Source organism: Idiomarina abyssalis, assembly GCF_900116625.1.
Classification (GTDB): domain Bacteria; phylum Pseudomonadota; class Gammaproteobacteria; order Enterobacterales; family Alteromonadaceae; genus Idiomarina; species Idiomarina abyssalis.
In genome coordinates, this window is the sequence record NZ_FPBE01000007.1 from 78,949 (window position 1) to 104,023 (window position 25,075).

Sequence of the window (25,075 nt, forward strand, 5' to 3'; positions counted from 1 at the left end):
CAGCCCCGAACGCCTTTCTTCCCAGCGTTCGGGGCTTTTTTATGGGGGAGTTTATTCAGGAGTGTAGTACTCAACACCAATTTGAATACGGTCGCGGCCATTTTGCAGGCGCCAGCGGTTGGTGTCGCGCAATGAGTAAACGCAGCCGCAATATTCCTGCTGATAAAAACGCTCGCGCTTGGCAATTTCTACCATACGAGCGGAGCCGCCTTTTTTACGCCAGTTAAAGGTCCAGTAATGCAGACCGGGATAACGCGCAACCGCACGCTGACCGCAATCATTAATCTGTTCCATATTCTTCCAGCGTGAAATACCTAAGCAGCTGGTAATAGTGTCAAAGCCGTTTTCATGCGCATACAACGCCGTACGCTCAAAACGCATATCAAAACATACTCTGCAACGCTCACCACGCTCAGGTTCCCACTCCAGGCCTTTCACCCGCTCAAACCAGTTTTTGGTGTCGTAGTCACAGTCAATAAAGTCCACACCAAGCTTTTCCGCAAAACGGATATTCTCTTCTTTACGCAGCAAATACTCCTTTTCAGGGTGAATATTTGGGTTATAGAAGAAAATCGTAAACTTAATGCCCGCTTCAGCCATACGCTCCATTACTTCACCTGAACAAGGTGCGCAGCAAGAGTGCAGCAGCACGTGGTCAGAGCCCGTAGGCGTCTCTAAAACAATGGATTCTTTCTTGTTTCTAGCCATAATTCTCTCTTCGCGGCTGAAATTTGTGCGAATTATAACTCAAACAGGCGGGGGTGATCACGTCTTCACCCGTTTATCGAACGAAAAATACCGAAACCTGCAAATACCTCAATGGCCATATCAGACCTAGGTTATAGCGTTACATATGTTGGAATTTTGTAAATTCTTTAAACAATCTTTACATTCTCACTCTTTAAATCGTTTATTTTTTGTTATTAAATGCAACAAATGATGTCAAACGACGTCATTTTCGTGCAGCCAAACGACGTATCCTCTGCTGCCTTCTTTGAAGGACTCATTGCAGTCCACATAAAAACAAAAAGAGAATATTACGTTATGAAAAAACTAAGTGTTCTTACACTGTCTGCTTTGGCAGTGTCGGTTTCATCTGCTTTTGCAAAACCACCTGAGCATTCTCAAGCTCAGCCACTACTTGATAACCAGAAGCAAATCGAAAGCGCCGCTCCGCAACGTTACATTATTAAATTTAAGAATAATGGTAACGCCGTACAGAAAATGGGGAACCGTGGCCGTTCTGAACTTGCGATATCTCGCGCAAACAACATGGTCAAAAAGGCCGGCGGTAAAGTAAAACTCAGCATGCGCCATAACCTGGCAGTTGCTGCTGAACTTACCGAAAAACAGAAAAAGCGCCTTGAGAAAAACCCTAACATTGAATACGTTGAAGTTGACCAAAAACGTCGCTTCATGGCTCAAGACGTACCTTACGGCATCGGCCAGGTTCAGGCTGACTTAGTTGATGACAGCGTTGCAGCTGCATCTGCCGGTGGTAAGAAAATTTGTGTTATCGATTCAGGTTTAGAGCTGCCGCACGAAGACATGGGTACACGAGGCGGCACCATCAACGGTACTAACGATAGCGGCACAGGCAACTGGCATGATAATGGTGGCCCTCACGGCACACACGTTGCTGGTACTATTGCCGCTTTAGATAACGGCCTGGGCGTTCGTGGCGTTATTGGCAGCAACCCTAACCTGCACATTGTAAAAGTGTTTAACTCAAGCGGCTGGGGCTATTCATCGTCACTGGTTTCAGCGATTGAAACTTGTGCTAATAATGGCGCAGACGTCGTTAACATGAGTTTAGGTGGCGGCGGATCAAGCCAGACCGAAGCCAACGCTATGCAAGACCTCTATAACCAGGGCGTGTTGCTTGTAGCCGCTGCTGGTAACGACGGTTCAAGCTATAGCGAAACTGATCCAATGTCTTACCCTGCGTCTTACAACGCCGTTGTTTCAGTTGCGGCAGTAGACAGCAGCAAAAACCTGGCGTCTTTCTCACAGAAAAACAGCCAAGTTGAAATTGCAGGCCCGGGTGTTAATGTCCTTTCAACTTACCCAGAAGGCACTGGCCAGCAGGGTAACTACGGTACTATGAGCGGTACGTCTATGGCGTCACCTCACGTAGCTGGTGTTGCAGCGTTAGTTTGGTCACATCATCCAACCTGTACCGCACAGGAAATCCGTAGCGTTCTTAACACCACAGCGCAGGACTTAGGTGCAGCAGGACGTGACGTTAAGTTCGGTTACGGTTTGGCACAAACCAAAGACGCTGTTGATTACATCGACGCTAATGGCTGTAGCGGAGACGGAGATCCGGATCCAGAACCGCCAGTAGGCAACGAGCTTGTTAACGGCGAGACTGTTAGCAACTTGTCAGCTACAACCGGTGATTCGCTATACTACACCTTAGATGTTCCAGCCGGTGCAACAGACCTGAGCTTTAGCATTAACGGTGGTTCAGGCGATGCTGACCTGTATGTTCGTTTCGGTTCAGAGCCAACTCAGTCTAGCTACGACTGCCGTCCATACCAGAGCGGTAATACCGAAACTTGTACTATTTCTAACGTACAAGCCGGTACTTACTATGTCATGGTCAATGCTTACTCTAGCTTCTCTGGCGTTAACCTGACTGGTTCGTTCACAGAGTCAGATGATGGCGGTGAAGGCGGTTCAGCTTCTGCATCAGACCTTTCAGGCTCTGCCAATGAGTGGACTCACTACTACGTCGACATTCCTGCCGGCATGTCATCACTTGACGTAACCATGTCTGGTGGGAACGGCGACGCTGACCTTTATGTTCGTCAGGGCAGCCAGCCTACGGAATCTAACTACGAGTGCCGTCCTTACCGTTCAGGTAATAACGAAACTTGTAATATAGATAGCCCGGCTGAAGACCGTTGGTACATTAGCCTTAAAGGCTACACTAACTACTCAGGCGTAGACCTGTTAGTTGAATGGGAATAAGTTTATTCCCTAATTAAAACTACTCGTTAAACTAGAAGGGCGCCAATACGGCGCCCTTTTTTATTTGAGCGAATTATAACGAAAGCTGTCCGTAGTGATCACGGTTTTGACAAGATTAAAATTTAGACTAAAATAAGTATATCCCTTTTGGATATACAAGGAAACTTATGGCTAAAACAACCGTTTTCAAAAGTAACCAAACACAGGCAGTAAGGTTGCCAAAAGATGTTGCCTTTTCGGAAGACGTTAGAGAGGTAGAAGTTTTAGTGGTTGGTGAAAGCCGAATTATTACTCCAGCTAAGACAAGCTGGGCATCCTGGTTTAGTGGCGAGCCTGCGAGTAGCGACTTTATGGTTGAACGCGAACAGCCTGAAGAACAGGAGCGCGACCCACTATGAACCTGCGCTATATGCTCGATACGAATATTTGCATTTATATTATGAAAAATAAACCCCCATATTTGGCGCCTATTTTTGATGAGCACTCGCGTGAGCTCTGTGTTAGTTCAGTGACCGTTATGGAGCTTCAGTACGGCGTGGAAAATTCGCAACAACGAACCACGAATGCAGACAAGCTCGACAGCTTTCTGGCTCGTTTGGCGATATTAAATTACGGCTCTGACGCTGCTTACCATACAGCACTTATCCGTCATAAACTCAAACAGCAAGGCACGCCCATTGGCCCGTACGATCAGATGATAGCAGGCCATGCCCGATGCCAGGGACTTACCGTTGTTACCAATAACGTCAGCGAATTTGAACGGGTTCCGGGACTTATTACTGAAAACTGGTTGCGGCAACCACCGCAGTCTTCTGTCAATGAACCAACTCCGGCCTATCGTTGATTTAGGGCTAGTGTTATATCGATAAAACTTATATCTTGTCGAACACCGACCCGGTGTCCGGGCTGAATAATTTACTGTAGAGCTTGGTCGCGTAATTATCGGTCATACCCGAAATATAGTCACAAATAACACGCTTTGGGTTCTCTGCGTTTTTATACTTTTGCAGAGTAGAGCCCGGCAGTAGTTGCTCTGGGTTTTCGCTCAGTACCTGAAAAAGCTTCATTATCATCATCTGGCCTTTGTATTCCAGAACCTGCACCGAAGAGCTGCGAATAACATGCTTAAACACAAAGTCTTTCAGTACTTGCAGGGTATGTTCAATGTGCTCAGGCAACTGGGCCTGAAGATCTAACCAGGGCGATTCAAACTCATTCTGTTCTGTGACTTCAATCGCATCCACAAAATGCCCGACAAGCTTACTAATGGCGTGCTTGCGTGCCCGGCTTTGGCCTGAGAAAAGCGCTTCTGTGTAAAATCGCTCTTCCTGCATAATGACGCTGTTATCGCCAAGCACAGCGAGTACGTCTTCGCGCCACTGTTTTTCAGTGACCAAATTCAGCGCCAGTGAGTCTTCTAAATCGTGCACGCCGTACGATATATCATCTGCCAGCTCCATAATGGAGGTATCAAAGGCTTTATACTGTGCTTTGGTTTTACCCTCTTTCGTTTTAGTGGAACGAAAAGTCGCTTTGTCTTTGGGAGTCAGCGGTTCCAGTATCCAGTCCAGCACATCCTGTTCGTCGTCATGAATAGATTTGGGCGGTTTAAAAGCACTTAAGTGATCTTCGTCAGACAGTGAGCGAGTACTAACTTCGCTATGCAAAACCGGATACTTAAGCACACCGAGTAAAGTGCGCCGGGTCAAATCCAGACCGTCGTGGTCAGAATACTCACCCAGCTTTGAAATAATACGCAGCGTCTGCCCGTTACCTTCAAAACCACCGCTGCTGTGCATGTGGTAGTTCAGCGCCACTTCGCCGCCGTGCCCGAACGGCGGGTGACCAATATCATGCGCCAGACAAATGGCCTCAATTTGAAAGTAAGACGGGATATGCGTCGAAATAGAGTCGTTCTCTGCATACTTTTGCTTTAACTTCTCACAAATGCCCGAACCAATCTGCGCCACTTCCATAGAATGCGTTAAGCGCGTGCGATAAAAGTCACTTTCGCCCACACCCAACACCTGAGTTTTTGCCTGCAAGCGGCGAAACGCCGACGAGTGAATAATACGCGCCCTGTCACGCTGGGCATCGCTGTCCGGCGTAGCGGCATTAAAGGTTGTGGTTTTTCCTGAGCGGCGTTGGTGCATAGCAAAATGTCTTCGTTTGTTTTTTCAGTTACTCACAGCAAAACAAATTTTTGCGGGTTTGCCCAGAGAAACCTGTTCATAAATGGCACACCTCTTGCTGTTCCCTATCCATAAACGCGAATAACGCACTAAACAGGCAACACATTGCCACCCGGCAATGCCAGTTTTGGATAAGGAAAAGCCATGAACATGACCCCTGTGAGTGATAACGCGAGTTATCCGGCAGCAACAACCACGCAAAGTGACAAAGCCCAGGAGCCAGTCAGTAAAGACGTTGCCACTGGAGAAGACAAAGAGTCATTCATCGACAAAGCGTATCGCAGCATATTGTTGAATCGTATGGGTGTTGATACCGGGCATCTGGAAGAGATTGAGCAAAAAATAGAAGAGCTTGAGAGTAAATCCAGCCTGACTAAGGAAGAAAAAGACGAGCTTAACAGCCTGATGGAAGCCCGCGATCAGCTATTCGAAGACGCTATGCGTCGCCAGGCCGAAGAAGGCAATAACGGCAAACAGTCCAATATTCCCATATCAATAACTGAAAACTTTAATGCCCGTAAGATTTCACCCAACGACATGAGCGAACTGGCCAGCCAGTTGTTTGAAGCTGGCGTTATTACTCGTGAGCAGCGTAGCGCAATGAGTTTTCAAATCTCCAAAACCAGCCTACACAAAACCTTTACGCCAGAGTCTCAGCAGATAGACCCGGATGAGCCCATGGATTTTGTGAAGTTTTGGGAAGATAGAGTAAAAGCCAACGACTATTTTGACGTATCAGCAAAAGAAAAAGCGAAAGACCAGAGAATTTTAGATGTGCTGCGGCAAGTGTAATTTATTTTTTTGAGTCATCCAGATCAGACTTTTTCGCTTCAGCTAAAAGCTTCTCTGCATCGGCGCTAATAGCCTTTAGCCGCGCTGCTGTCGGCCTGAAAAGGGATTCTACTTTAGGGTTACAAGCTTCCAACTGGCGCACCATGGCTTCAAATAACTCGGCACCCACCATATAACCAGCGGTTTTATTGTGGGAAAGTACCGCCACAGGCTCAGCTTCAAAATACTGGCAGGGGTGCTTGCGCACGTCACTGGCAGATACCGTTTTTTCAGCCAATATAGTTTGTGTGTTCATACTTTACCTCACCACTTTTATACCTATTGACTAAATTATAGCCATAAAACATACGCAGTTACAAACAAAATAATATACATAAATATGTACAATTTAATTTTCTGTCTGTTTTTTCAAATCACTATTCTGCGCTTCAATTTCACTGATGTACTTTGACTGGTGCTCGCGTGCGAACTGCACAGCTTTATTCGAGGCCTTTAGCGCACTCTCGTTGTTGTCATTCATTGCATAAACCGTTGCCAGGCTGTCCCATAAAACTTCGGACTGGTCGAATACCTCAACACCTTTCTCCAGAATAGCCTGTCCCCAGTCAACTTGGCCTTCATAAGCGGCCTTTAAGCCATACACGTTGTATTGCTGAACCGACATAGGAAAGTCGTAACCCACTGTTTTTTCGTAATCAGCGTAGAACGCCTGCAACTGCTCCAGCGACTTAATTTCAATATTCGGAACCGCGTTAAACCCACGAAAAACGGATTTAAGCCCCTCAACATTGCCAATTAATGGCGTGCTGTCATGGGTTTCGTTTGGGAACTGCTTTGACTCCCAGTTAAAAGCCGATTCCGGCTTCGCTTCCAGCACCTTCAATAAACGCTCATAGCCCTCAGCCATTTCATTAGGCTCATTCGCCATACTGACAAACCAACGTACCGCCTGTTTTTCTGCCTCGTGCTCTGCCACCTTTATGTCTTTTATAAGCGCAAAGTCATCCCACCAAAGGCTTGGGCTAACCGATATTGCAGCGTTGATAAAATCTGAATGGTGAGTCGCCAGATAACTGGTGTAGAGCCCTGACAGCGAGTGCCCGGTAACCACCGTGTAAGGCGACACTCTGTACTTTTTCTGCAACGCTGGCATCAGCTCATCTTGCAAAAACTGGGTGTACTGCTCGGCACCGCCAGAGCGGTCAGCGTAGGCTTCCATTTTGGTGTGAGTAAAGCGCTTTAAGCGGTTCCTCGCACTGACCCCGACAACAATCATTTCCGGCACGATAGAAAACGTACTTAAAAAATTAACGTTACCCGCTATGTGCTCAAACTGCGTTGAACCGTCCATAACCAGCAGCACCGGATACTGAAAACTGTCTGAATGCTCATAGCTTTCCGGCAACGCAACCCGCGCCGTGACTCCTTCATCAAGGAGCTTAGATTCCATAGTGAAGATTTCGGACGCATGCACGCTGACAGCGGTGAAGAGAACGAACAGACAGGCAAATGAACGGGTTAGGCTTTTAAAGGAAAGAGTCATGAGATCAGTAAGTTACTGTGTCGTGGGAGGTATATTAGAACTATTTGCAGGTGGGGGCAATTGGGCGGCCTATTGCGACAGCTTTCATCTGGCGTTAATTTAGTTATCTCATGCTATTAAAATCGGAGGCTACGCTTAATTGGCAGACGTTCATAATAAAGATCAGCGACGCAAGAATATGCGTGCTATCAAGTCAGCTGATACTTCAATTGAGGTGCGGGTTCGCAAAATGCTCTGGCATGCTGGCTACCGGTATCGCCTGAACGTAAAAAGCCTACCCGGAACCCCCGATATCTATTTGCCTAAGTATCGCGCAGCAATTCAAATTAACGGCTGTCTTTGGCACGGGCACAATTGCCCTCAGTTTGTGCTGCCAAAAACCAAGACTGAGTTCTGGAAGAGCAAAATTACCGATAATGTAAAAAGAGACATCAAGAACGCCGAGACACTTCAGTTACAAAAAATTCGTTTACTGGTTATATGGGAATGCGCCCTCAGAGGAAGAGGGCGTCTTGATGAAAATTATATGCTTATCTTATTAGAAAGATGGCTGTCATCAGAAAAAACATTAGCTATCGTCGACAAACAAGGCGCTAAATTTCCTGATCCAGCTAACTTTATTTCTCAGATTAACCCTGCTTTGGCAATTCACTGATTAACTGTTGAAAAGACATTAGCCGCTTTCGAGAAGTTACTGAATACTGTTGTTGAATCGGCGTCGGCACAACTAATTGCAACTGACTACCTTCCATTTCTTCTAGTTGGTCCTCAGAAATTGCAGGCTGCAAAGTAATTAGATGCTTTCGATATACACGCTGCCCTTCCGAAAGCACCTGTCGCCATCGATCTTTGCATGTTGTCTTAGCACCCAGAATAAATAGCTTTTCCTTAGGAAAAGCAGAGTCTGCATACGCTTCATTTGAGGGCATCAAAAAGTCTGGCTTTTTCTTACCTTCGGTTCTCCCACTGCGAATGAACTCCACTTTGTTCTCCTTAAGAATACATTCAATGTGATTCTCAAAAGCATGTCCCGATCTTGATTTTCGTCGATTCTGGACGCTTAATGAAAAACTAATAAACTGGTCGACATCATCGCCATTCTCACCAAACCCCGCTTTTAGTTGATCAGCAACACGCTTACGTTCAAACAACTTGAAAAGGTGCTCCTCTTCACTCATCCATTCAACTAATACTTCATCAGGTTCTGACACTGGATCGCTATTACTGCCTGATAACTCCCGTGCTACAGCCGAAAATTTTCTAGTTGCTGGAAATTCTTCGCCAAACTCATTTATTAGAAAAGCCAGCTTGTCGCCGTCTTTATTTTTAGCTTGATATAACTCAACTCCAAGTTCTGATAGCAACATTTGAATCGGCAGCTCAATTCGGGCCTTTTCAATTCCAAGATCGATCAACGATGTTTCAAATTGTTGTTCAAAAGCTCCAAATATTGAACGTAACTGAAGCTCGGTTTCCGAATTGCTCTCACAGAAAATAAGATGAAGGCCTTTTTCTGGAGTAACTGCAATTATGAAAAAGTCACCTTCTTTAGCTAAATCAGTGACTTCATTGTCAGGATAGTACAACCGATACTCAGGCCCCCTATGCTCTTTATTTGCACGTGTGTCGTACCAACTCAACTTCGCTTCAACAGAGATAACCTCTTCATCGCTCAGGTAATACATGGTTGCCTGATAATAGAAGGTCTCTCCTTTTGATGGCTTTCCCAGATATTGAGTGATACCCGCCTTGGTCAAACCTCCGATCTCATGCTGGTTTGAACCACGACTTTTACTATTTGCACGAGTTACATCAACAGCACGAAGGTACTTTGCTGCGGCAGCAACAAAAACATCACTGACTTTTTCGAACATCCTTTTCCCCAACAGTTACTAGTTTGAAAATTATCCTATATCACTATCTTAGTTTTCACAAAAATCGTAGCAATACGTTATGTCACACAATCGATTAATCCAAACTTCAGGGAAACGCTTTACATCCTGTACTACTGTATGAAGCAGTATAACACTGTATAAAAGATCAGGTTTTTATTGACGGAATGGAACAAATGTGTGATCTTTGATCACAGAATGTTCCCTAAGGATAGGTTGTGGACCAAATGAGTTTAGATATTAGTAATAAAAGTAACGAGCTTGGCGATATCGAAATCATCTCTAAGGCTTTAGAAATCTACGACCAGACATTCCTTGCGGAATACTTAAACCAATTACCAGGCAATAAGTGTAATCGGGAAACCATTAATCGCTGGATGAAAGGCAAGGCGATTCCTAATCTCACTCACACTGAATACCTTCATATTCAAGAGCTTTTTCCAAAAGAGACGGTAACCCCGGAAAATTGCGAATTTAAGTTTATCGATTTGTTCGCAGGTATCGGTGGAATCCGTAAGGGATTCGAGGAACAAGGCGGACTCTGTGTTTTTACCAGCGAATGGAATAAGTTTGCAGTTCGTACGTACAAAGCCAACTTCGCGTGTAATGAAAGTTACCACACCTTTAACCGTGATATCCGGGACGTAACATTGTCGGCCGATGAATCAGTGTCAGATGAAGAAGCTTACGAACATATTGATAGAACAATTCCTGATCATGATGTTTTGTTAGCCGGCTTCCCATGCCAACCGTTCTCTATAGCGGGGGTATCAAAGAAGAACTCTCTTGGCAAAAAGCATGGGTTTGAGTGCGACACGCAAGGCACACTGTTTTTTGATGTCGCGCGTATCATAGCGTCGAAACGCCCCCGGGCTTTCGTACTCGAGAACGTCAAAAACCTTAAAAGCCATGACCGCGGCAAAACTTTCAAAGTCATAATGGCAGCACTAGATGAACTTGGATACGACGTAGCGGATGCAGACCATGTTGGTGGTAAAGACCCTAGAATTATCGATGGTCGACACTGGGTACCTCAGCACCGTGAACGTATTGTGTTAGTTGGTTTCCGACGCGACCTAGGTATCGGCAAAGGATTCTCACTAAAAAATATGCAAAAACCGCCTGTGGAAGCTCGACCCACTATCGGTGATATTCTTGAAAAAGAAGTCGATCCTAAATACACACTTACTCCTAAATTATGGGAGTACCTGTATAACTATGCGAAAAAACACAAAGAAAAAGGCAACGGATTTGGTTTTGGCTTAGTTGGCCCTGACGACGTTGCCCGAACTTTATCCGCACGATACTACAAAGACGGATCAGAAATACTGGTCGACCAAGGATGGGATTTTTCGAAAGACTTTAACAATAAAAAGAACTTAGAACACCGCCCGCGTCGACTCACACCGTTAGAGTGTTCGCGCCTCATGGGGTTTAGCACCCCACAAGGAGGGGAGTTTAAAATTCCCGTTTCTGATACTCAGGCTTATAAGCAATTTGGGAACTCGGTTGTAGTACCGGTTTTTCGGGAAGTAGCTAAAGCATTAATCGTTGAAATATTTAAGTATCGCCGACAGGCAGCCTAATATTTAAGCTTATTATATCAAGATAAGTTATTTATCATTAAAAATATGAATACAAAACCTTAGAAAACGGGCCTCCATCCCTTTAGAATGACTGTTTTTGGCTCACTTCGGTTTTGCTCCCGCTGTGATTCCTCTTCACCAAGAATTACGCGAATGAGGAATGTGTTTTCATGTTTAGTAGAGGTAAATACAACTGAATCGCCCGCTTTGGCTCTCCACTTTGAAAAGAATTTCGTCATATGAGTTAATCGGTACTCATTTCTAGTACTTTTAGCGGGAGTGAATATCCTACCATTGTAATAAATGTAGCGCATTTCCCATTTCTCACCATCAGGGTCGATACATGTTAGCCACACATCAGGATTAAATTCACGAATATCGAGTTGGGGAAAAAAATCAATAAGCTCTTGGCTTCTCTTGGGAACTACAATACCGGCTTGGTGACCGCCTGTTTCTCCAGTGTCATTTTTTGTTAGAGCTTTTTCGTACGACTTCGTCATTTTATTCCCTCTGCTGGACTTTCCTTCAGCGCTTTTCTAAGGTCACTCTTATCATGAGAAGCAATTGCAATTGCTTCCTCCCCAAGCTCTCTTTTCCAAAGACTCCTTTGGATCATGATTTCTTCAACAGTGTGTTGGTAAAAGAGGCGATAAATAGTAACAGGCCTTTCTTGACCTCTCCTATGAGCTCTCGCAGATGCTTGCATTTCTATAGCGGGGTTCCAATTTTGAGTATAATGAATTACTACATTAGCTGCCGTTATATTTAACCCCGAACCTGCAGCTTTGGGATTAAGAATTAAAATGGCTGAAGCTTCCGCCTTCGTAAACTGGTCTACAATTGACTGTCTCTCTTGTTGAGGGGTAGAGCCATTGATAGAACTCCAAAAATCAACTTTAACTCCTCGCTCCGCCGCCGCCTTTTCTATTAGTTCTCCGCAGTTGTTATAAGCAACAAATACTAAAACCTTTTTTTTGCTCAAAACGGCTTCACGAATCAACTGGATACATAATTCCAGTTTTGGCGTCATTAGTGGAGAACTCTGAACAAGTGTGAGCTCTATATCATCATCCCAGTTGGGTAGCCCGAGTTGTTTTGTTCTTAACCAAGGATGAGCACAGTACAACGCTAACTGCCCCACAGCCACTAGGTTCCCAGCAGAGCCGTACTCAGATACTGTCTCTTTTCTGATTCTTTCATATTCAGAACTACCAACTGAATCTAACTCTACTGGAAAATCCACTTCTGTTCTTGCTGGAAGATCGTTTGCAACGTCTTTTACTCGGCGTTTTAGTAAGATGGTATCTATAACATAACTTAGATCTTTTGCGCCTTGCTCTGTATCAGGGTAAAATTCAGTAAAAGATTCTTTCGTACCTAAAATTCCCGGTATGGCAATATCAGCTAAGGACCATAGATCTACTAGTGAATTCTCTATAGGAGTACCTGTCACGGGTATAGTAAATCGCCTAGGAAGTAAACTAACAACATTTCGCCTCTTCGATTCAGGATTTTTAACTGCCTGAGCCTCATCGCAAACGACATAGCTCCAATCAACACCTCTAAACATAGCTATATCATTTACTAAAGTATCATAAGTGGTGATTACAACTTCAGATCGCATTAAATCTTTGTAAAATCCGCTTCGCTCACTCCCTCGGTGAACTTGAAGAGTCAGATTAGGAGAGAACTTGTATAATTCCCTGCTCCAATTTGCTATAAGCGTGGTGGGACAAACAATTAACGCTGGATTCTCTGGAGTAGGTCGATTTCGAAGGAAAACCGCTATAATTTGAAGTGTTTTCCCCAACCCCATTTCGTCAGCAAGAATAGCTCCTCCTAGAGTTTCTAAAGAATCGCATAGCCAAGCTACACCACGTTCTTGATAGGGGTATAAAGTTGCGTTTAATCCCTCAGTGGGAGACGGTAACGACATTGTTGCGGAGCGAGCGTTTGCCGAGTCGGTAACTTCGGCTGATAATTCTATATCTATCCCCTCTATTCCCTCCCTTTTTAATCTAATGACATCGGGATAGCTAAGGTTCTTCTGAATCCTTTCTGGTATCACATTATTTAGTAATTTCGGTGCGTCGTGTGGAAGTGGTTTTATCCTGTCGTTATCGAATAGCCAATTATGTTCATTACTCGAGCACGCGATAAACTGACGGTTATTTTCTTTTTTTACTTTCGCTCCAAGAAACACACAATATTTGCCATTCTGACGATCAATGTAGAGAACAGGGTTCAAAAGTCTGTTAGAAAAGGAGTAGGGCAGTCTGCTATTACCAAATAGTCGATAATCTCTCGGAAGTTGATTTAGATTCATATCCCCATTATGCTCCGAAGTTCTTCAGGTAAAAAAGGGGGCTTACGCTTGTGAGCCGCTCTATGACAATTTGGGCACAGCGGTATTAAATCAGTCTTGGGATCATAAGCTCGAGGGTGGCTAAGTGCGGATACAGGCTCTATATGATGAACTTCTATTATTGACGATACAGACTCTCCATAATAGTTTTCACTGATAAAGCCACATACACCACACTTTTCTCCATGTATTGCTATACATAACAATCGATTTCTGGGGCTTCTCTCTCGTTTTTGGCTTATTGATAAATATGTATCGCCCTCGATTTCAGCTTCTTTTTCTAAATCCTCGTATCCTATTAACTCAGCTATTGCAGCTATTAACGGGACCATCATCCACCTTATTGAGTCACGTATTTCGCCAGATGCATGTGGGTTTAAAACTTTTCTTATGACTGAAATTTCCAAGCTTGCAGAAACTAACCAATCCGAGGTCTTGAAGTTATTATTAATTCTTACTTCATAGTTGGTCTTTAACTGTTCAACAAGGGCGTGAGCAAGAGTATAGTCCTCATCAGATGCGAAATTATTTATATGCTCAACACACTCCTCCGCATACGAACCAAACTTCACAGTCACAACATGTCTTTTCAGTCCCCCTGGACGAATAGAAAAAATTGGACCGCTGCTGCGGTTATAATTATCAAACCAGAAAGCTAATCCTCGTCGAGCCTCCATGAGGCTTTCGGAGCCCCGCATGGATGCCCCGATAGTTCTCTTAATTTCGGCCGCTATTCGTTCAATTTCTTGATAGTCCATATCGATGCATTTAATCGCTTGAAGTAGGAACTTCTATTGACCTTAAAAGTTTCCGTAAATTTGAGGATACTTCATCGCGTATATCTTCCCACATTATCGCAAGCTCTTGATCTGTATTCTTGTGCTCGGCAGCGGCGAGAGCCCAGAGAAGAAGGTCTAAGCCCTCAATAGATATCCCTGATTTTGTTTGGCTATATACTTTACTATAGAAATCATGTTGCTTGTTTAAATGCACACCAGTGGAATGGTTAGTGTCGCTAGCACTCGTTAAACAAGGCTCCCAAAGTGCTCCGTTTGGTATGCTCTCTATTGGACTTACATATAACGCATCTGGATTGGCATTGCTCTCAATCGGAGTAAGGATTTTTATGCCTTTCCCTTTATTGTTGTCGACAACCGCTGCTCCCGATCCCTCATCAACAAATGATGCTGTCACTTTCGACGTATTTTTGGTTTCGGAGATAGTTTTGTTCGAATCGCTGTGTGATATTCCGTTGGTTACTTGGGTAGCTTGTTTGCGCCTGTATCTCCGTTCCGCCTCTTTGCGAGCGGGGTTTAATAATTCTATTAGAGCTTCTTCTAATGCAGGGTCCAACAGTATTCGGCTTTTTTTAACATCGACTCTGAAAGCCTCGTCCAACTGATGGTCAAAATCAAATTCGACCCGCAACAGCGACCAGTGAGGATCATCTGAACGCCATAGACCTAAATATCCCCCGTAGTGGATTACTCGACCTTCGCGATGAATATAAAAACCCTGTCCTCTATTAGAAATTTTTGCATTCTTCTTCTTCTCCTCATTCGTCAGGTCTTTAGCGTGAGGTAATATCCAAGCTTTGACTGTAGCCTTATGAACACTACCGTCTTCGGTTTGTATGGGAAGAAGAGTAAGCTTATCTGGTAGAACTTGCTCTGATTTTTCCGGATAAAAAGGGTTCCAATGTTCAACTGAAACGTCGTTAACGTTTATATCGATTGTGCGATGTTCTTTTTCTTCAGGATTAAGATACTTATGAAAAATAAGTGCACAATGTTCTATTAGTTTCGACCTTCGATTTTTTATTGCCGTTTGTTCTCTTGTTCCTCCTGGTTCTTTATACGCTTTACTCAAAAGTCTGTCGCATCTAGACCAGACTACTAATGTTCCCGATTCACCACAAAGCTCTTCAAAAATATCTTGTTCATCTCCAGAGACTGGTTCGTCTAACATTTCCCACGAATTCGTATTAGCAACATGCTCTAAATCCCAAGTAAGCTTAAGTAATTTAGCAGAAGATTCAGTTCGAGAAATTAATGAGTATTTCAGGCATACAGAACTTGAGGCCGTTTTCAAACCTAGCCCAAATTTTCCAAGTGATGATAAATCGTCGCGAACTTTAGCTCCATACCTCATAGCATTTCGAAGTCCATCTTCATCCATACCGAATCCATCATCGCCAAAATATACAAATTTACGGCCATCAGCAGTCAAATCGATATTAATATTTATGGTAGTAGCGTTGGCAGCAATTGAATTATCGATAATATCTGCTGCTGCAGTATAAAAGTCATAGCCAGTATCCCGAAGCCCATGTATCAGGCGAGAAGGATCTGGCTCATTTACCATATTGGTTTGCTGCTCATCTTTCACTTCGCTAATTGTATCGTCCATGTGTCTTCCTGTTTGTTCGGTGCGCAACTTTTTAATAAATTACTTGGTTCGTTTAACTATAAATTATTTTTTTTGTAACAGTCTACACATGCCTTTTTATTTAAAATTTTTTATTTCTCTCTCTCTACTAAAAGCCTAACTGCCGAAGTAAACCATGACTAATCTCAAAAATTTAAAAACTCCAAACCAAACTCAACCGCTCCTTAGCCCGAGTAATCCCCGTATACAAGAGTTCTTTACTCAGCACGGGGCTTTCGTGGTCAGGCAGCACCATAACGGTGTGTTTGAATTCGGAGCCTTGAGACTTATGCACAGTCATAGCGTACACGGTTTCTATGTGGGTTAGCCGGCTGGGCAGCACCCAGCGTACGCCTTTATTTTCAGACTGATTCTGGTCGGGAAAGGCGACGCGCAGGTGCCCGTGTTCGGGGTCTTTAAAGGTTAGGCCAATGTCGCCGTTGTTCAGCTTCAGTCCGTAGTCGTTTTTAGTGACCATAACGGGGCGGCCTTCGTACCAGGTGTTGGCGTTTACGCCGAGTATGTCGCCGACTTTTTGGTTAACGGCTTTTACGCCCCAAGGGCCTTCGCGCAGGGCGGTCAGGATTTGGAAGTTGCTTAGGTTTTGCAGGGCTTCCTGGGCGATATCGTTGATGTTGTTGGCATCGTTGGTGGTTTCGGTATTGTTCCTGACGTGGAACGTCAGGCTACCGGAGGTCAGGTTACGTTTAACCACGGCTTCGAAGGCTGGGGCGTCTAGGCTGCTGACTTCATACAGGCTAACGGGATAATCTTCATCGGCGTTTTTGGCTTTTTCGAGTTCCTGTTTTGTTGCGACGTTGTCTTGCTGGTTAATGGCGTTAGCCAAGTCAGCAATAGGGCCTGTGAAGCGGTAGCTTTTGCGGAATTTCACAACGTGTTGCAGGCGTTGCTCGCCGTTGTCGTCAATTAAGTCGTCTGGAAACGCAGGTGTCTCGGCTACTTGCTGCAGCCATTGGGCAGTTTCTGTGCGGTAATGGCCTTGGTCTGCGCCTTCACACAGGTTGCCCAACACGGCGCCGGCTTCTACGGAAGCCAGCTGGTCTTTGTCACCAATAAGCACCAGCCGCGCGTTTTTCGGTGTGGCTTTTAGCAGCGCGGTCATCATTTCAATGTCTATCATTGAGGCTTCGTCGACTATCACCACGTCGGTGCGCAGTGGGTTGTCGGCGTGGTGTTTAAAGGCGCGCGAATTCGGTTTTACACCCAGTAAGCGGTGCAGAGTTTTACCTTCGGGCTTTATGGAATCTAAGGCGTCTTTCAGGCTGGCGAGCTTTGTATCACCTCGCAGCCTATTCAGCTCGCTCTCTATTGATTCGGTTAGCCGCGCGGCGGCCTTACCGGTAGGTGCTGCCAGCGATACACGCAGCGGCGGCAAGCCGAGGAATAAGGTCTGATGCTGCAACGCAGTTAGCAAGCGCACTACGGTGTAGGTTTTACCGGTGCCGGGCCCCCCGGTTATTACGCTAAAACGGTTGCGCACGGTATTGGCACAGGCAACGCGTTGCCAGTTAATGTCGTCAGGCTTTTCATCGTCAGCCCGGGCAAACAGTTTCGCCAGCGTGCTTTTCAGTAAGTCGTCATTAGTTACCGGACGGTCGCTCATGCGCGCCTGCAAATCACTCTCTATAAAGGCTTCGTACTGCCAGTAGCGGCGCAAATACAGTTTGCCGCCACTTAACACCAGCGGCTGGTTGCCTTTGCCGTCGGCGTCTACGCACTGGCTTTGGGTTAATGCCGCTTCAATATCGGCACCAAACTGACGGAACAACGCGCCGGGAGTATCGCAGTTTGGAGAATAACGGTTTTCAGGTGGTAAATTCAGTACGCTTTCGGGTTCATTCTGTAGCGCTTTTATATCAATGCTGGTATGCCCGCGGCCGGCTTCATGCGAGGCACACAGGGCTGCCAGCAATACCTCACTGCGCATTTCTCCGGCTTGCTGCAAAAACTCCACAAAGGCCAGGTCTATTGAGCGTATCCAGCCGGCGTCGCGCCACTCACGCAGGGCATCAAATAAGGTGTTTGAGGTTACTTCTGTCATACCGGCTCCTTATCTGAAAGGTTATTACCCGCAAAAAGTGCGTCCAGCTGTTCTATTAACGCCCGTGGCGGCCGGTCACAAAATGCCCCGCCGCTTTCCGCCCGGTGCCCACGCAAGAACAGATACACGGCACCGCCTACATGAGTGTCATAGTCGTAGTCGCTGCCTAAGCGCGCTTTTAACAAACGATGCAATGCCAGCGTGTAAATGACGTATTGCAAGTCATAACGGCTGTGCAGTATTTTCTCGCGCATGGCTTGTTCGGTGTAGGCGTGGTCGTCTTCGCCCAGCCAGTTGGACTTATAATCCGCCACGTAATATTTGCCGTTGTGCTCAAACACCAAATCGATAAAGCCTTTGAGCATGCCGTTCAGCACATTAGGTTCCAGTGCAGGGCGTTCGTGCCCCGGCAGAATATGTTCGTGAACCAGAGCATCCAGCCTTTGTGCGTTAACTTCACTGGCACCGAACCAGAATTCCGGCTCGGCTTTGTATTGCTCCAGTGCGCTTAAGCTAACGCGGTCACCGCTGCCATTAATTGAGAATTCGTTGTGCAAATAGGCGTCCAGCCAATGCTCCAGGCTGTTTTGGTGTTCCTGCCAATAAGGACTGACACAAAAGCCCTCTACCAGCCCGGTACGCTCGGCAGCGTCACCCGCGATTTTCGCAAAGCCGATATTGGCGGACTCTTCCAGCAAGTTATGCAAAAAGGTGCCCGGCCCTGCGCCTTTGGGTAAATGATGAATGCTGTCCGGGCTTGGCTCGGCGGCACTGGCAACTTCTGTCTCATCCGGGTCGTCGCGCTCATCCAACAGGTTCATTTCATCGGGCGACTGCGGTGCCTGCACACTTTTTGTCACCGCACCTTCGTATTTCAGCGCGCTGTAACTGGCCACCCACCAACGCTCCAGTTTGCGGCCTGCGGGCATGCTGCGCGGTGTGAGTTTAGGCGTTGTTTGTTCCTGCTCCAACGCACGAACTAAAGGCTCGTCGTCTTCCAGTCGCGTTAGTTGTGTGTGCGGTGCCTGGTGCCAGCGCTCGCTGACTTCGTTGTACAGCTCATCGGTTAGTGACTCGCCGCCGTTCAGCAAATAAAACAGCGGATTATTGCGATGCTCTTTCACCGCTTCCAGCGCAATAAAAGTGGCGTATTGCGCGCGGGTAACTGCCACGTACATTTTGCGTAAGTCTTCGGCGAGGATCTCATTACTCAAGCGCTGCTTGTTGTCGTCGTCTTTTGACCACAATACCTGTAGCTCACCGTTTTCATCGTGGTACACCGCCGGCGGTTTTATCCGGTAGGCTTCCGCCTGGGTGTAGGCTACAAAAGGCATGAACACCAACGGGTACTGCAGGCCTTTCGACTTGTGAATGGTGATGATTTTTATCAGTTCGTCGTCGCTTTCTAAGCGCAGCTGCTGCTCGTCACTCTGAGTACGGCTGTTGCTACCGAAACCGTGGCGTTCGTTCACCTGCTCGGCAAAATGGTTCACCAGCGCCGGAATACCGTCCAGTACCAGGCTTTGCTGTTGCAGCAGCTCGGCAATGTGCAGCACGTCAGACAGTTGGCGTTCGCCGTGAATGCGGTCTTCCAGCAGCTTAGCCGGCACCTGATGGTCGTGCAGCAGGCTGTGCAACATGGCGAGTACGCCCTGTCGCTGCCACTGGTCGTGATAACTTAAAAACTGTTCTACTCGCTGTTCCCACTCGCGTTCGTGACTGTGAATATGTTCCAGCTCACTCAGCGGCAGACCAAGCAACTGTGTCGCCAGGGCACTGCGTATCAGCGACGGGTCGCGCGGCTCGGCGCAGGCACTCACCAGCGCCAGCAGGTCTTTAGCAACGCGCTGCGCAAATACCGATTCCCTGTCTGATAAATAAACGCTTTTCAGCCCGCGATCGCTCAACGCCTTTTTAATGGCATTGGCTTCGTTAAAGTTGTTTACCAGCACCGCAATGTCACTGGTTTTAACTCGTTGCTCGAGTTTGTCGTCGCTGTTGTAATAGCCCGCCTGCGGGTCATTAAGCAGGGAGGAAATCAAGTTAGCGTGATGGTTCGCGGCAGCCCGGAAAAAGTCATTTTTATTGCGTTTTTCTTCGCCGGACACCGACCACAGCAGCGCCGGTGCAGTTTTTAAATTGCTGGATAACAGGCAATGCTTGAAAGTGCGCTTTAGCCCATTTGCACCCACCGGGTTAAAGGGCAGCTGATTTTCTGCTTCGGTTTTAAACAGGAAAGCACCGCGGGGCAGTTCTTCGGCGCGCTCAAACAGCGCATTAACGCCGTCCACCATGGCCTGCGACGAGCGGAAGTTACGTGCCAGATTATAATGCCGGCCTTCGGTATCGCGCCGGGCTTTTAAATAGGTGTAAATATCGGCGTTACGGAAGCTGTAAATGGCCTGTTTGGGGTCACCAATAAGAAAAATGCCGGTGCCCGGGTGCGGCTCCGCCAGATTATAAATGCGGTTAAAAATCTCGTACTGCACCGGATCGGTGTCCTGAAACTCGTCCACCATAGCTACTGGATATTGCTTACGAATAGCCGCTGCTAAGGCTTCGCCGCTGGGGCCTTTCAGCGCGTCCCGTAAACGCGTCAGCATGTCGTCGTGGCCCATTTCGGCGCGCTGGTTTTGCAGTTCGGCAAAGCGGCTACTGACCCAGAAAGCCGCGTGTTGTTTTACTTTAGCCAGCTCTTCCTGCTGCTGCACTTTGCTGCGCTTAATACGTTCCTGCAGCTCGCCTAAAGTGGCCCAACTTTGGGGCATGCCGCCAAGTTTGGCCTCGGCAAACTTCTGTAGCTCGTCAGTGCTAATGTTTTTCCAGTTTGCCGCCGTAGCTTCCGGCTCAACCAGGTCAGGATCGCCGCACCAGTCCGCAAATTTCTGAAACTGCTTAAGTTTGGTTGCCGCGCCTTTGGCTTGTGATGTTTTATCAACCAATTCCTGCACAATAGGCGCAACTTCCTGCTTTATAGCAACCATTCGCTGCTGATGCGCGCTTTCAGCTTCTTTCAACAGGCTGTGCAAGTCACCATCAATCGGTGCCTGTCCGCTTTTGCTTAAGCTGTAAGTGAGCCCCAACAAGGTTTCCGGTGACTTAAAGTCCTCCAGCAACCGGGCGCTGAGTTCAGCGTCGGCCGGGTAAATAAAACGCCGGAAGTAGTCTTCAGCGGCCTGCAGGCGCAGCTCTTCGTTGTCGGTTTCAACGTCCTGGCTGAACAGGCTACCGCTGGCAAAGGCGTGCTCTTTCAGCATGGACTGACACCAGCCATGAATGGTTTTCACCGCGGCTTCGTCCATGGACTGCGAGGCTAAATCCAACAGCCGCGCCAAGTGCATCAGGTTCTGCCCCTGCGCTGCACAGTCGTCGCGCAGGCTGGCTAAGAAAGGGTCACCTTCTACGGCTTCCGGGTCACGGAAGTAAGCTGCGGCTTCGGCTAAGCGTGCGCGAATACGATCACTCAGCTCTTCGGTGGCAGCTTTGGTAAAGGTCATGACCAGAATGTTTTTCGGCACCAGTTCGCGATCAAACGCAGTTTCTTCCGTACCATTATGCGAGCCATGTCCAATAACCAAACGCACATAAAGCGCAGCAATGGTGTAGGTTTTACCGGTACCGGCGCTGGCCTCAATTAAGCGGCTGCTGTTCAGCGGAAAATCGAGCGGGTTCTCTAGCGTATGTCCTGAGGTATGTGACGGTAACTGGCTCATGACTTTTCCTCCGGCACCAGGGTTAAGCGCATAGGGTCATAAAGTTCGTCCATAAAGCGGCGGAAGTGCGGTGATGCCTGAATGGCTTGGTAACTTTCGGCAACGCGCCCACAATAATCGCTTTTGGTGACCAGCGCCGGGTCTTGAAAGCCTTCTTCTTCGTATTTCTGTCGGGCGGCTTCATGCGCCAGCATTTCGTCCTGGCCGTTCTTGTCCATTGCGCTTAGCCAGGTCATGGCTACGTCCAGATGCATGGGCTGCGGCTGCTGCGCTGACAGAGCCACTAGCTCCAGTATTTGTTCCAGTTGTTGCACCGCAAGCTCAGCGGGCACCGGCGCCACCTGCAACTGACAGCCACCTTTGGACACAATTAAAAGCCGTGTCGGCTTTTGTAAATTCAATAACAACAGACCAAGGTAATAAGCGCTGGCGTGCTTCCAGCCGCCGCTGTTAATGCCTTTACCGTTTTTAGCAGCAATATTGCTGGCCGAGGTAACCACCCATAGGCGCTCTCCGCTTTCATTGGTATGCAGCCCGGTTAGGGTGTCATCAATGATCAGCCCACTGTGCTCAAAAAACACCTCAACCGGAAACTCATTAACACCCGAGTAACCGGCAATGCTCTGCTGATAGGTTTCCAGTATCTCCTGCGACTGCTCCAGCAACTGAAACCCATTTTGCTCCGCTATTGCACCAATGCCTAAAGCCCCTTCGCGCTTTATGCGGTTCAGCTCTTTTAGTAGCGAGGCTTCAATACCAGCCCCTGCCAGCAGCGCCCGCTTGCCCGAGTCAACCAGACGCGTAGTCAGTGACCAGCTTTGCAGGTTATCCATCACAAAGGCTTCGCTGTCGTCCAGATCTTCACTGTTGCGGCTAAAGTAAGTATCCAGTCGCCAGTTAAAGTACAGCCGGGCGGGCTCTTCAATAAAGCGCTTAATGTCGTTAATGCTCAGGGTGCGTTCCAGCTCGTCGTCCTGGGAGGTTCCCGAAGCCGGGCGGCTCGCAGAAGCCAACGAGCCCTGATGCGCCTGCGCCCATTCACTGGCATAGGTGAAATAGTCCGGGTCTTCCTGGCTAAAGTAATACGGGTTAAACGGCTGTAATTTGTGCTCAACGGTCAGGCTGTTAATGTCCACTTTCCAGCCCTGCTGAAGGTGGTCACGCAGTTGCGCCACCAGCACCGACGGCGTCCGCTCGCTGTTGTCTTTAGCGCTGTAACCTACCCAGCTTAGGTAAAAACAGTCACGAGCTGAAAGCATTGCTTCCAGGAACAAATAGCGGTCATCGTCACGCCGCGAGCGATCGCCCGGCCGATACCGGTCGGTCATTAAATCAAAATCCACACGCGGCGTTGAACGTGGGTAATCACTTTCGTTCATGCCCAGCACACACACGTATTTAAACGGAATGGCCCGCATGGGCATTAAGGTGGCGAAGTTTACCGCCCCCGCCAAAAAGCGTTGGTTCAGGTTCTGCTGATCCACACGTTCTAACCAGGCGTCTTTAAATATGGGCAGGCGAAGTTGTGACTCGTTATCCGCCTCTACGCAAATATCCCGCAGCTGATACAGCTCGTCACCCAGCTTGGCTAACAGTAAGCGATCACTGTCTTCTTCGGCCTCGAAAAATTGTTCCAGCAACCACTCGCCCTGAGTGACCCACTCCGGCAAGGTGTGTTCACCCTGCGCGCGCTGCCACCATTGTTCCAGTGTGCGCACCACGTCCGCCAGACACCCCACCAGCGCGGCACTTAGTCCAGCTACTTCGGTATAAGGCTCGACATTGGCCCAGGGTGACTCGTTTTCTAAACCAACGTCAGCCAAATCGCCCATGGCGTAACCGGCTATCATGCGTTTCAAGCCAAACCACCAGCTGTTGGTTTCTTCCGCTGCCGGCATATAAAACTGGCCGCGCTGCTCGGCATTAAGCCCCCAGCGCGCGCCGGCTTCTTTTACCCAGCGCTTTAACTGCGGCAGGTCATCGTCACTCATGTCAAAGCGTTGCTGCACCGCGGGTACCGACAGCAAATTGAATAAATCGGTCTGGGTAAAACGCAGCTGATCAACCTGCAACAGCAGTTCCAGCGCTATCATTAACGGCCGCTGATGACGCTCACCCTGGTCGGCAATGGTGTAAGGAATGGCGCGCGGATCACGCTCACCAAAGCGGTTATGATACCGACCAAATACGGCATCAATGTAGGGCGCGTAGGTGTTTACGTCGGGTAGCATCACCATAATGTCGCGCGGTTTTAACTGCGGGTCTTTTGCGAAGGCATCCAGTAGCTGGTCGTGCAACACTTCCAGCTCACGCTGCGGACTATGGCAGACGTGAAACTGCAATGACTTGTCGGCGGCACCTGGCGCAGGCCATAGCTCGCGGGTTTCCTGTACCGGTCGCAGGTTCAAAATGTCGTCCTGCAGCTGAGCTAATAAATGGTCCGTGTTGTGGGGCTCAAACAGCTCCAGCTTAATGGTATTAAAGGCTTCCTGTTTGGCCAGAGTTTCGTCGTATAAGTCCAGTAGGCGAATGTAGTCACGGCCCTGCTTGCCCCAGGACGCCAGCAAGGGATGCGCCAGCTGATGCAGTTCGTCGTCGTTCGGGTTGTCGGGCAGTTCCGGTTTATGCTTTAAGCGCGAAGAGGCTTTAACCGCCTGCCGCAAGGCTTCTTTGCCATCGACAATATCCGCCCAGTGGTACTGCGATGGGTTATGCACACACAACAGAATTTGGGTATAGCCTTTAATGGCATCCAACACCTGCAGCATTTGCTGCGGCAGCGAGGAAATACCAAACACCACCACCCGTGGCGGCAAACCTGCAGGGCGTTCAGTTAACGCCTTTGCCGTATCAATAAAGCGCTGATGCAGCTCCGCCCGGTTATTCCAGTAGTCATCTATGCCAATGTCGTTACTGACTGCACGCCACAATTCCGGCTGCCACAACTGTTCGGCTTCAACGGGCTGGCCGTGTTCCAGCACATCCTGACCACGCACCCAGTTATCCAGCCAGTCGGCACGATACACCGCGTACTGATCAAACAAATCAGCCAATCGCCCGCTTAGCTGATACAGCTTGCGCCCGTCGTTGTCGTCGGAGGTATAGTGCTTAAGCGGTGCAAAATGCGGGTTGTGCTCAATTAGCTCGGGTAACAAACGCATTAACCGCCAGGTTAAGCGGTCTTTATCAAAGGGGGAGGTTTTGGGAATGTCGTCACCGAGCACGGCTCTGTATGCTTGCCACTGAAACCGCGCCGGCAGGGTGACATCTATCATGGCAGCAATGCCACTGGCCTGGGCTAAATTAATTTTCAGCCACTGGGCAATACCGTTACTTTGTACCAGCACGGTTTCCTGCTCCAGCGGCGCCAGCGGGTAGTTTTGGGTGAATGTAACCGCCACATCGGTTAGGTCTTCCAGCCGATGTCCATGCGCGACAATAAAGCCGGGGGTCAATTCACTCACTCGCTGCTCTCCCTGTAGGGTTACTGTAAGACATCCATCCTAATCAATAGGGAATTATCTTAC

General features: G+C 47.7%; 18 protein-coding genes. 6 read left to right on the forward strand and 12 right to left on the reverse strand.

All coding sequences use genetic code 11. The features are described 5' to 3' along the window. Positions 1–51 precede the first annotated feature (51 nt). Positions 52–708 (reverse strand): epoxyqueuosine reductase QueH, encoded by a 657-nt coding sequence (locus BM359_RS11690; RefSeq protein ID WP_054490416.1) that lies wholly within the window; start codon positions 706–708, stop codon positions 52–54. A gap of 336 nt (positions 709–1,044) precedes the next feature. Between BM359_RS11690 and BM359_RS11695 the strand changes: the two genes are divergently transcribed. From BM359_RS11695 to vapC, 3 genes are all read left to right on the forward strand, one after another. Further along, complete coding sequence (locus BM359_RS11695; protein ID WP_054490508.1) at positions 1,045–2,976, forward strand: S8 family serine peptidase; 1,932 nt, start codon at positions 1,045–1,047, stop codon at positions 2,974–2,976. A gap of 167 nt (positions 2,977–3,143) precedes the next feature. Further along, entirely contained in the window at positions 3,144–3,374 is a 231-nt protein-coding gene (gene vapB / locus BM359_RS11700) for a type II toxin-antitoxin system VapB family antitoxin (RefSeq protein ID WP_054490418.1), read from the forward strand. Further along, positions 3,371–3,820 carry a type II toxin-antitoxin system tRNA(fMet)-specific endonuclease VapC gene (gene vapC, locus BM359_RS11705; protein ID WP_054490419.1) on the forward strand — a complete coding sequence of 150 codons (450 nt, stop codon included), beginning with the start codon at positions 3,371–3,373 and terminating at the stop codon, positions 3,818–3,820. Before vapB ends, vapC begins: the two co-directional genes overlap by 4 nt. A gap of 28 nt (positions 3,821–3,848) precedes the next feature. Here vapC and BM359_RS11710 read toward each other — a convergent pair whose 3' ends face one another. Then, positions 3,849–5,129 carry an anti-phage deoxyguanosine triphosphatase gene (locus BM359_RS11710; RefSeq protein ID WP_054490421.1) on the reverse strand — a complete coding sequence of 427 codons (1,281 nt, stop codon included), beginning with the start codon at positions 5,127–5,129 and terminating at the stop codon, positions 3,849–3,851. A gap of 183 nt (positions 5,130–5,312) precedes the next feature. Here BM359_RS11710 and BM359_RS11715 point away from each other — a divergent pair, with 183 nt between their 5' ends. Further along, entirely contained in the window at positions 5,313–5,960 is a 648-nt protein-coding gene (locus BM359_RS11715; protein WP_054490423.1) for a hypothetical protein, read from the forward strand. Between the two features lies 1 nt (position 5,961). Here the strand turns inward: BM359_RS11715 and yafN are convergent, their stop codons facing one another. Further along, the gene (yafN, locus tag BM359_RS11720) at positions 5,962–6,255 is read right to left on the reverse strand and encodes a type I toxin-antitoxin system antitoxin YafN (RefSeq protein ID WP_054490425.1); all 294 of its coding nucleotides are present in this window, start codon (positions 6,253–6,255) and stop codon (positions 5,962–5,964) included. A 93-nt stretch (positions 6,256–6,348) separates the two neighbouring features. Continuing rightward, entirely contained in the window at positions 6,349–7,410 is a 1,062-nt protein-coding gene (locus BM359_RS11725) for an alpha/beta hydrolase (protein WP_234972499.1), read from the reverse strand. A 232-nt stretch (positions 7,411–7,642) separates the two neighbouring features. Between BM359_RS11725 and BM359_RS11730 the strand changes: the two genes are divergently transcribed. After that, on the forward strand, positions 7,643–8,158 hold the full coding sequence (locus tag BM359_RS11730; RefSeq protein ID WP_054490429.1) for a very short patch repair endonuclease: 516 nt from the start codon (positions 7,643–7,645) through the stop codon (positions 8,156–8,158). Here the strand turns inward: BM359_RS11730 and BM359_RS11735 are convergent. Further along, the gene (locus BM359_RS11735; RefSeq protein ID WP_054490432.1) at positions 8,133–9,377 is read right to left on the reverse strand and encodes a type II restriction endonuclease; all 1,245 of its coding nucleotides are present in this window, start codon (positions 9,375–9,377) and stop codon (positions 8,133–8,135) included. The genes BM359_RS11730 and BM359_RS11735 overlap by 26 nt on opposite strands. 245 nt (positions 9,378–9,622) lie before the next feature. Between BM359_RS11735 and dcm the strand changes: the two genes are divergently transcribed. Beyond that, positions 9,623–10,981, forward strand: coding sequence for a DNA (cytosine-5-)-methyltransferase (gene dcm, locus BM359_RS11740; protein WP_054490510.1), 1,359 nt, complete (start codon positions 9,623–9,625; stop codon positions 10,979–10,981). Positions 10,982–11,040: 59 nt separating this feature from the next. On the opposite strand, the gene BM359_RS11745 is transcribed toward dcm, so the two are convergent. The 7 genes from BM359_RS11745 to recC form a co-directional block, all read right to left on the reverse strand. Then, entirely contained in the window at positions 11,041–11,481 is a 441-nt protein-coding gene (locus tag BM359_RS11745) for an EcoRII N-terminal effector-binding domain-containing protein (protein ID WP_054490434.1), read from the reverse strand. After that, positions 11,478–13,307: a DEAD/DEAH box helicase gene (locus BM359_RS11750; RefSeq protein ID WP_054490436.1), complete on the reverse strand. Its 1,830-nt coding sequence runs from the start codon at positions 13,305–13,307 to the stop codon at positions 11,478–11,480. Before BM359_RS11750 ends, BM359_RS11745 begins: the two co-directional genes overlap by 4 nt. Then, complete coding sequence (locus BM359_RS11755; protein WP_054490438.1) at positions 13,304–14,104, reverse strand: HNH endonuclease; 801 nt, start codon at positions 14,102–14,104, stop codon at positions 13,304–13,306. The genes BM359_RS11750 and BM359_RS11755 overlap by 4 nt, the downstream gene beginning before the upstream one ends. Positions 14,105–14,114: 10 nt before the next feature. Further along, positions 14,115–15,755 carry an ATP-binding protein gene (locus BM359_RS11760; protein WP_054490440.1) on the reverse strand — a complete coding sequence of 547 codons (1,641 nt, stop codon included), beginning with the start codon at positions 15,753–15,755 and terminating at the stop codon, positions 14,115–14,117. A gap of 172 nt (positions 15,756–15,927) precedes the next feature. Beyond that, positions 15,928–17,835, reverse strand: a complete 1,908-nt coding sequence (gene recD / locus BM359_RS11765) for an exodeoxyribonuclease V subunit alpha (protein ID WP_054490442.1) — start codon at positions 17,833–17,835, stop codon at positions 15,928–15,930. Continuing rightward, the gene (gene recB, locus BM359_RS11770; protein WP_054490444.1) at positions 17,832–21,548 is read right to left on the reverse strand and encodes an exodeoxyribonuclease V subunit beta; all 3,717 of its coding nucleotides are present in this window, start codon (positions 21,546–21,548) and stop codon (positions 17,832–17,834) included. The genes recD and recB overlap by 4 nt, the downstream gene beginning before the upstream one ends. Then, positions 21,545–25,012 (reverse strand): exodeoxyribonuclease V subunit gamma, encoded by a 3,468-nt coding sequence (gene recC, locus BM359_RS11775; protein WP_054490445.1) that lies wholly within the window; start codon positions 25,010–25,012, stop codon positions 21,545–21,547. The genes recB and recC overlap by 4 nt, the downstream gene beginning before the upstream one ends. Between the last annotated feature and the right edge of the window lie 63 nt (positions 25,013–25,075).

Coding starts and splice junctions, on each gene's coding strand:
- recD (WP_054490442.1), bottom strand. CDS start 17,835: ATGACAGAAGTAACCTCAAACACCTTATTTGATGCCCTGCGTGAGTGG.
- yafN (WP_054490425.1), bottom strand. CDS start 6,255: ATGAACACACAAACTATATTGGCTGAAAAAACGGTATCTGCCAGTGAC.
- BM359_RS11695 (WP_054490508.1), top strand. CDS start 1,045: ATGAAAAAACTAAGTGTTCTTACACTGTCTGCTTTGGCAGTGTCGGTT.
- vapB (WP_054490418.1), top strand. CDS start 3,144: ATGGCTAAAACAACCGTTTTCAAAAGTAACCAAACACAGGCAGTAAGG.
- BM359_RS11710 (WP_054490421.1), bottom strand. CDS start 5,129: ATGCACCAACGCCGCTCAGGAAAAACCACAACCTTTAATGCCGCTACG.
- recB (WP_054490444.1), bottom strand. CDS start 21,548: ATGAGCCAGTTACCGTCACATACCTCAGGACATACGCTAGAGAACCCG.
- BM359_RS11725 (WP_234972499.1), bottom strand. CDS start 7,410: ATGGAATCTAAGCTCCTTGATGAAGGAGTCACGGCGCGGGTTGCGTTG.
- BM359_RS11745 (WP_054490434.1), bottom strand. CDS start 11,481: ATGACGAAGTCGTACGAAAAAGCTCTAACAAAAAATGACACTGGAGAA.
- BM359_RS11715 (WP_054490423.1), top strand. CDS start 5,313: ATGAACATGACCCCTGTGAGTGATAACGCGAGTTATCCGGCAGCAACA.
- dcm (WP_054490510.1), top strand. CDS start 9,623: ATGAGTTTAGATATTAGTAATAAAAGTAACGAGCTTGGCGATATCGAA.
- BM359_RS11690 (WP_054490416.1), bottom strand. CDS start 708: ATGGCTAGAAACAAGAAAGAATCCATTGTTTTAGAGACGCCTACGGGC.
- vapC (WP_054490419.1), top strand. CDS start 3,371: ATGAACCTGCGCTATATGCTCGATACGAATATTTGCATTTATATTATG.
- BM359_RS11760 (WP_054490440.1), bottom strand. CDS start 15,755: ATGGACGATACAATTAGCGAAGTGAAAGATGAGCAGCAAACCAATATG.
- BM359_RS11735 (WP_054490432.1), bottom strand. CDS start 9,377: ATGTTCGAAAAAGTCAGTGATGTTTTTGTTGCTGCCGCAGCAAAGTAC.
- BM359_RS11755 (WP_054490438.1), bottom strand. CDS start 14,104: ATGGACTATCAAGAAATTGAACGAATAGCGGCCGAAATTAAGAGAACT.
- BM359_RS11750 (WP_054490436.1), bottom strand. CDS start 13,307: ATGAATCTAAATCAACTTCCGAGAGATTATCGACTATTTGGTAATAGC.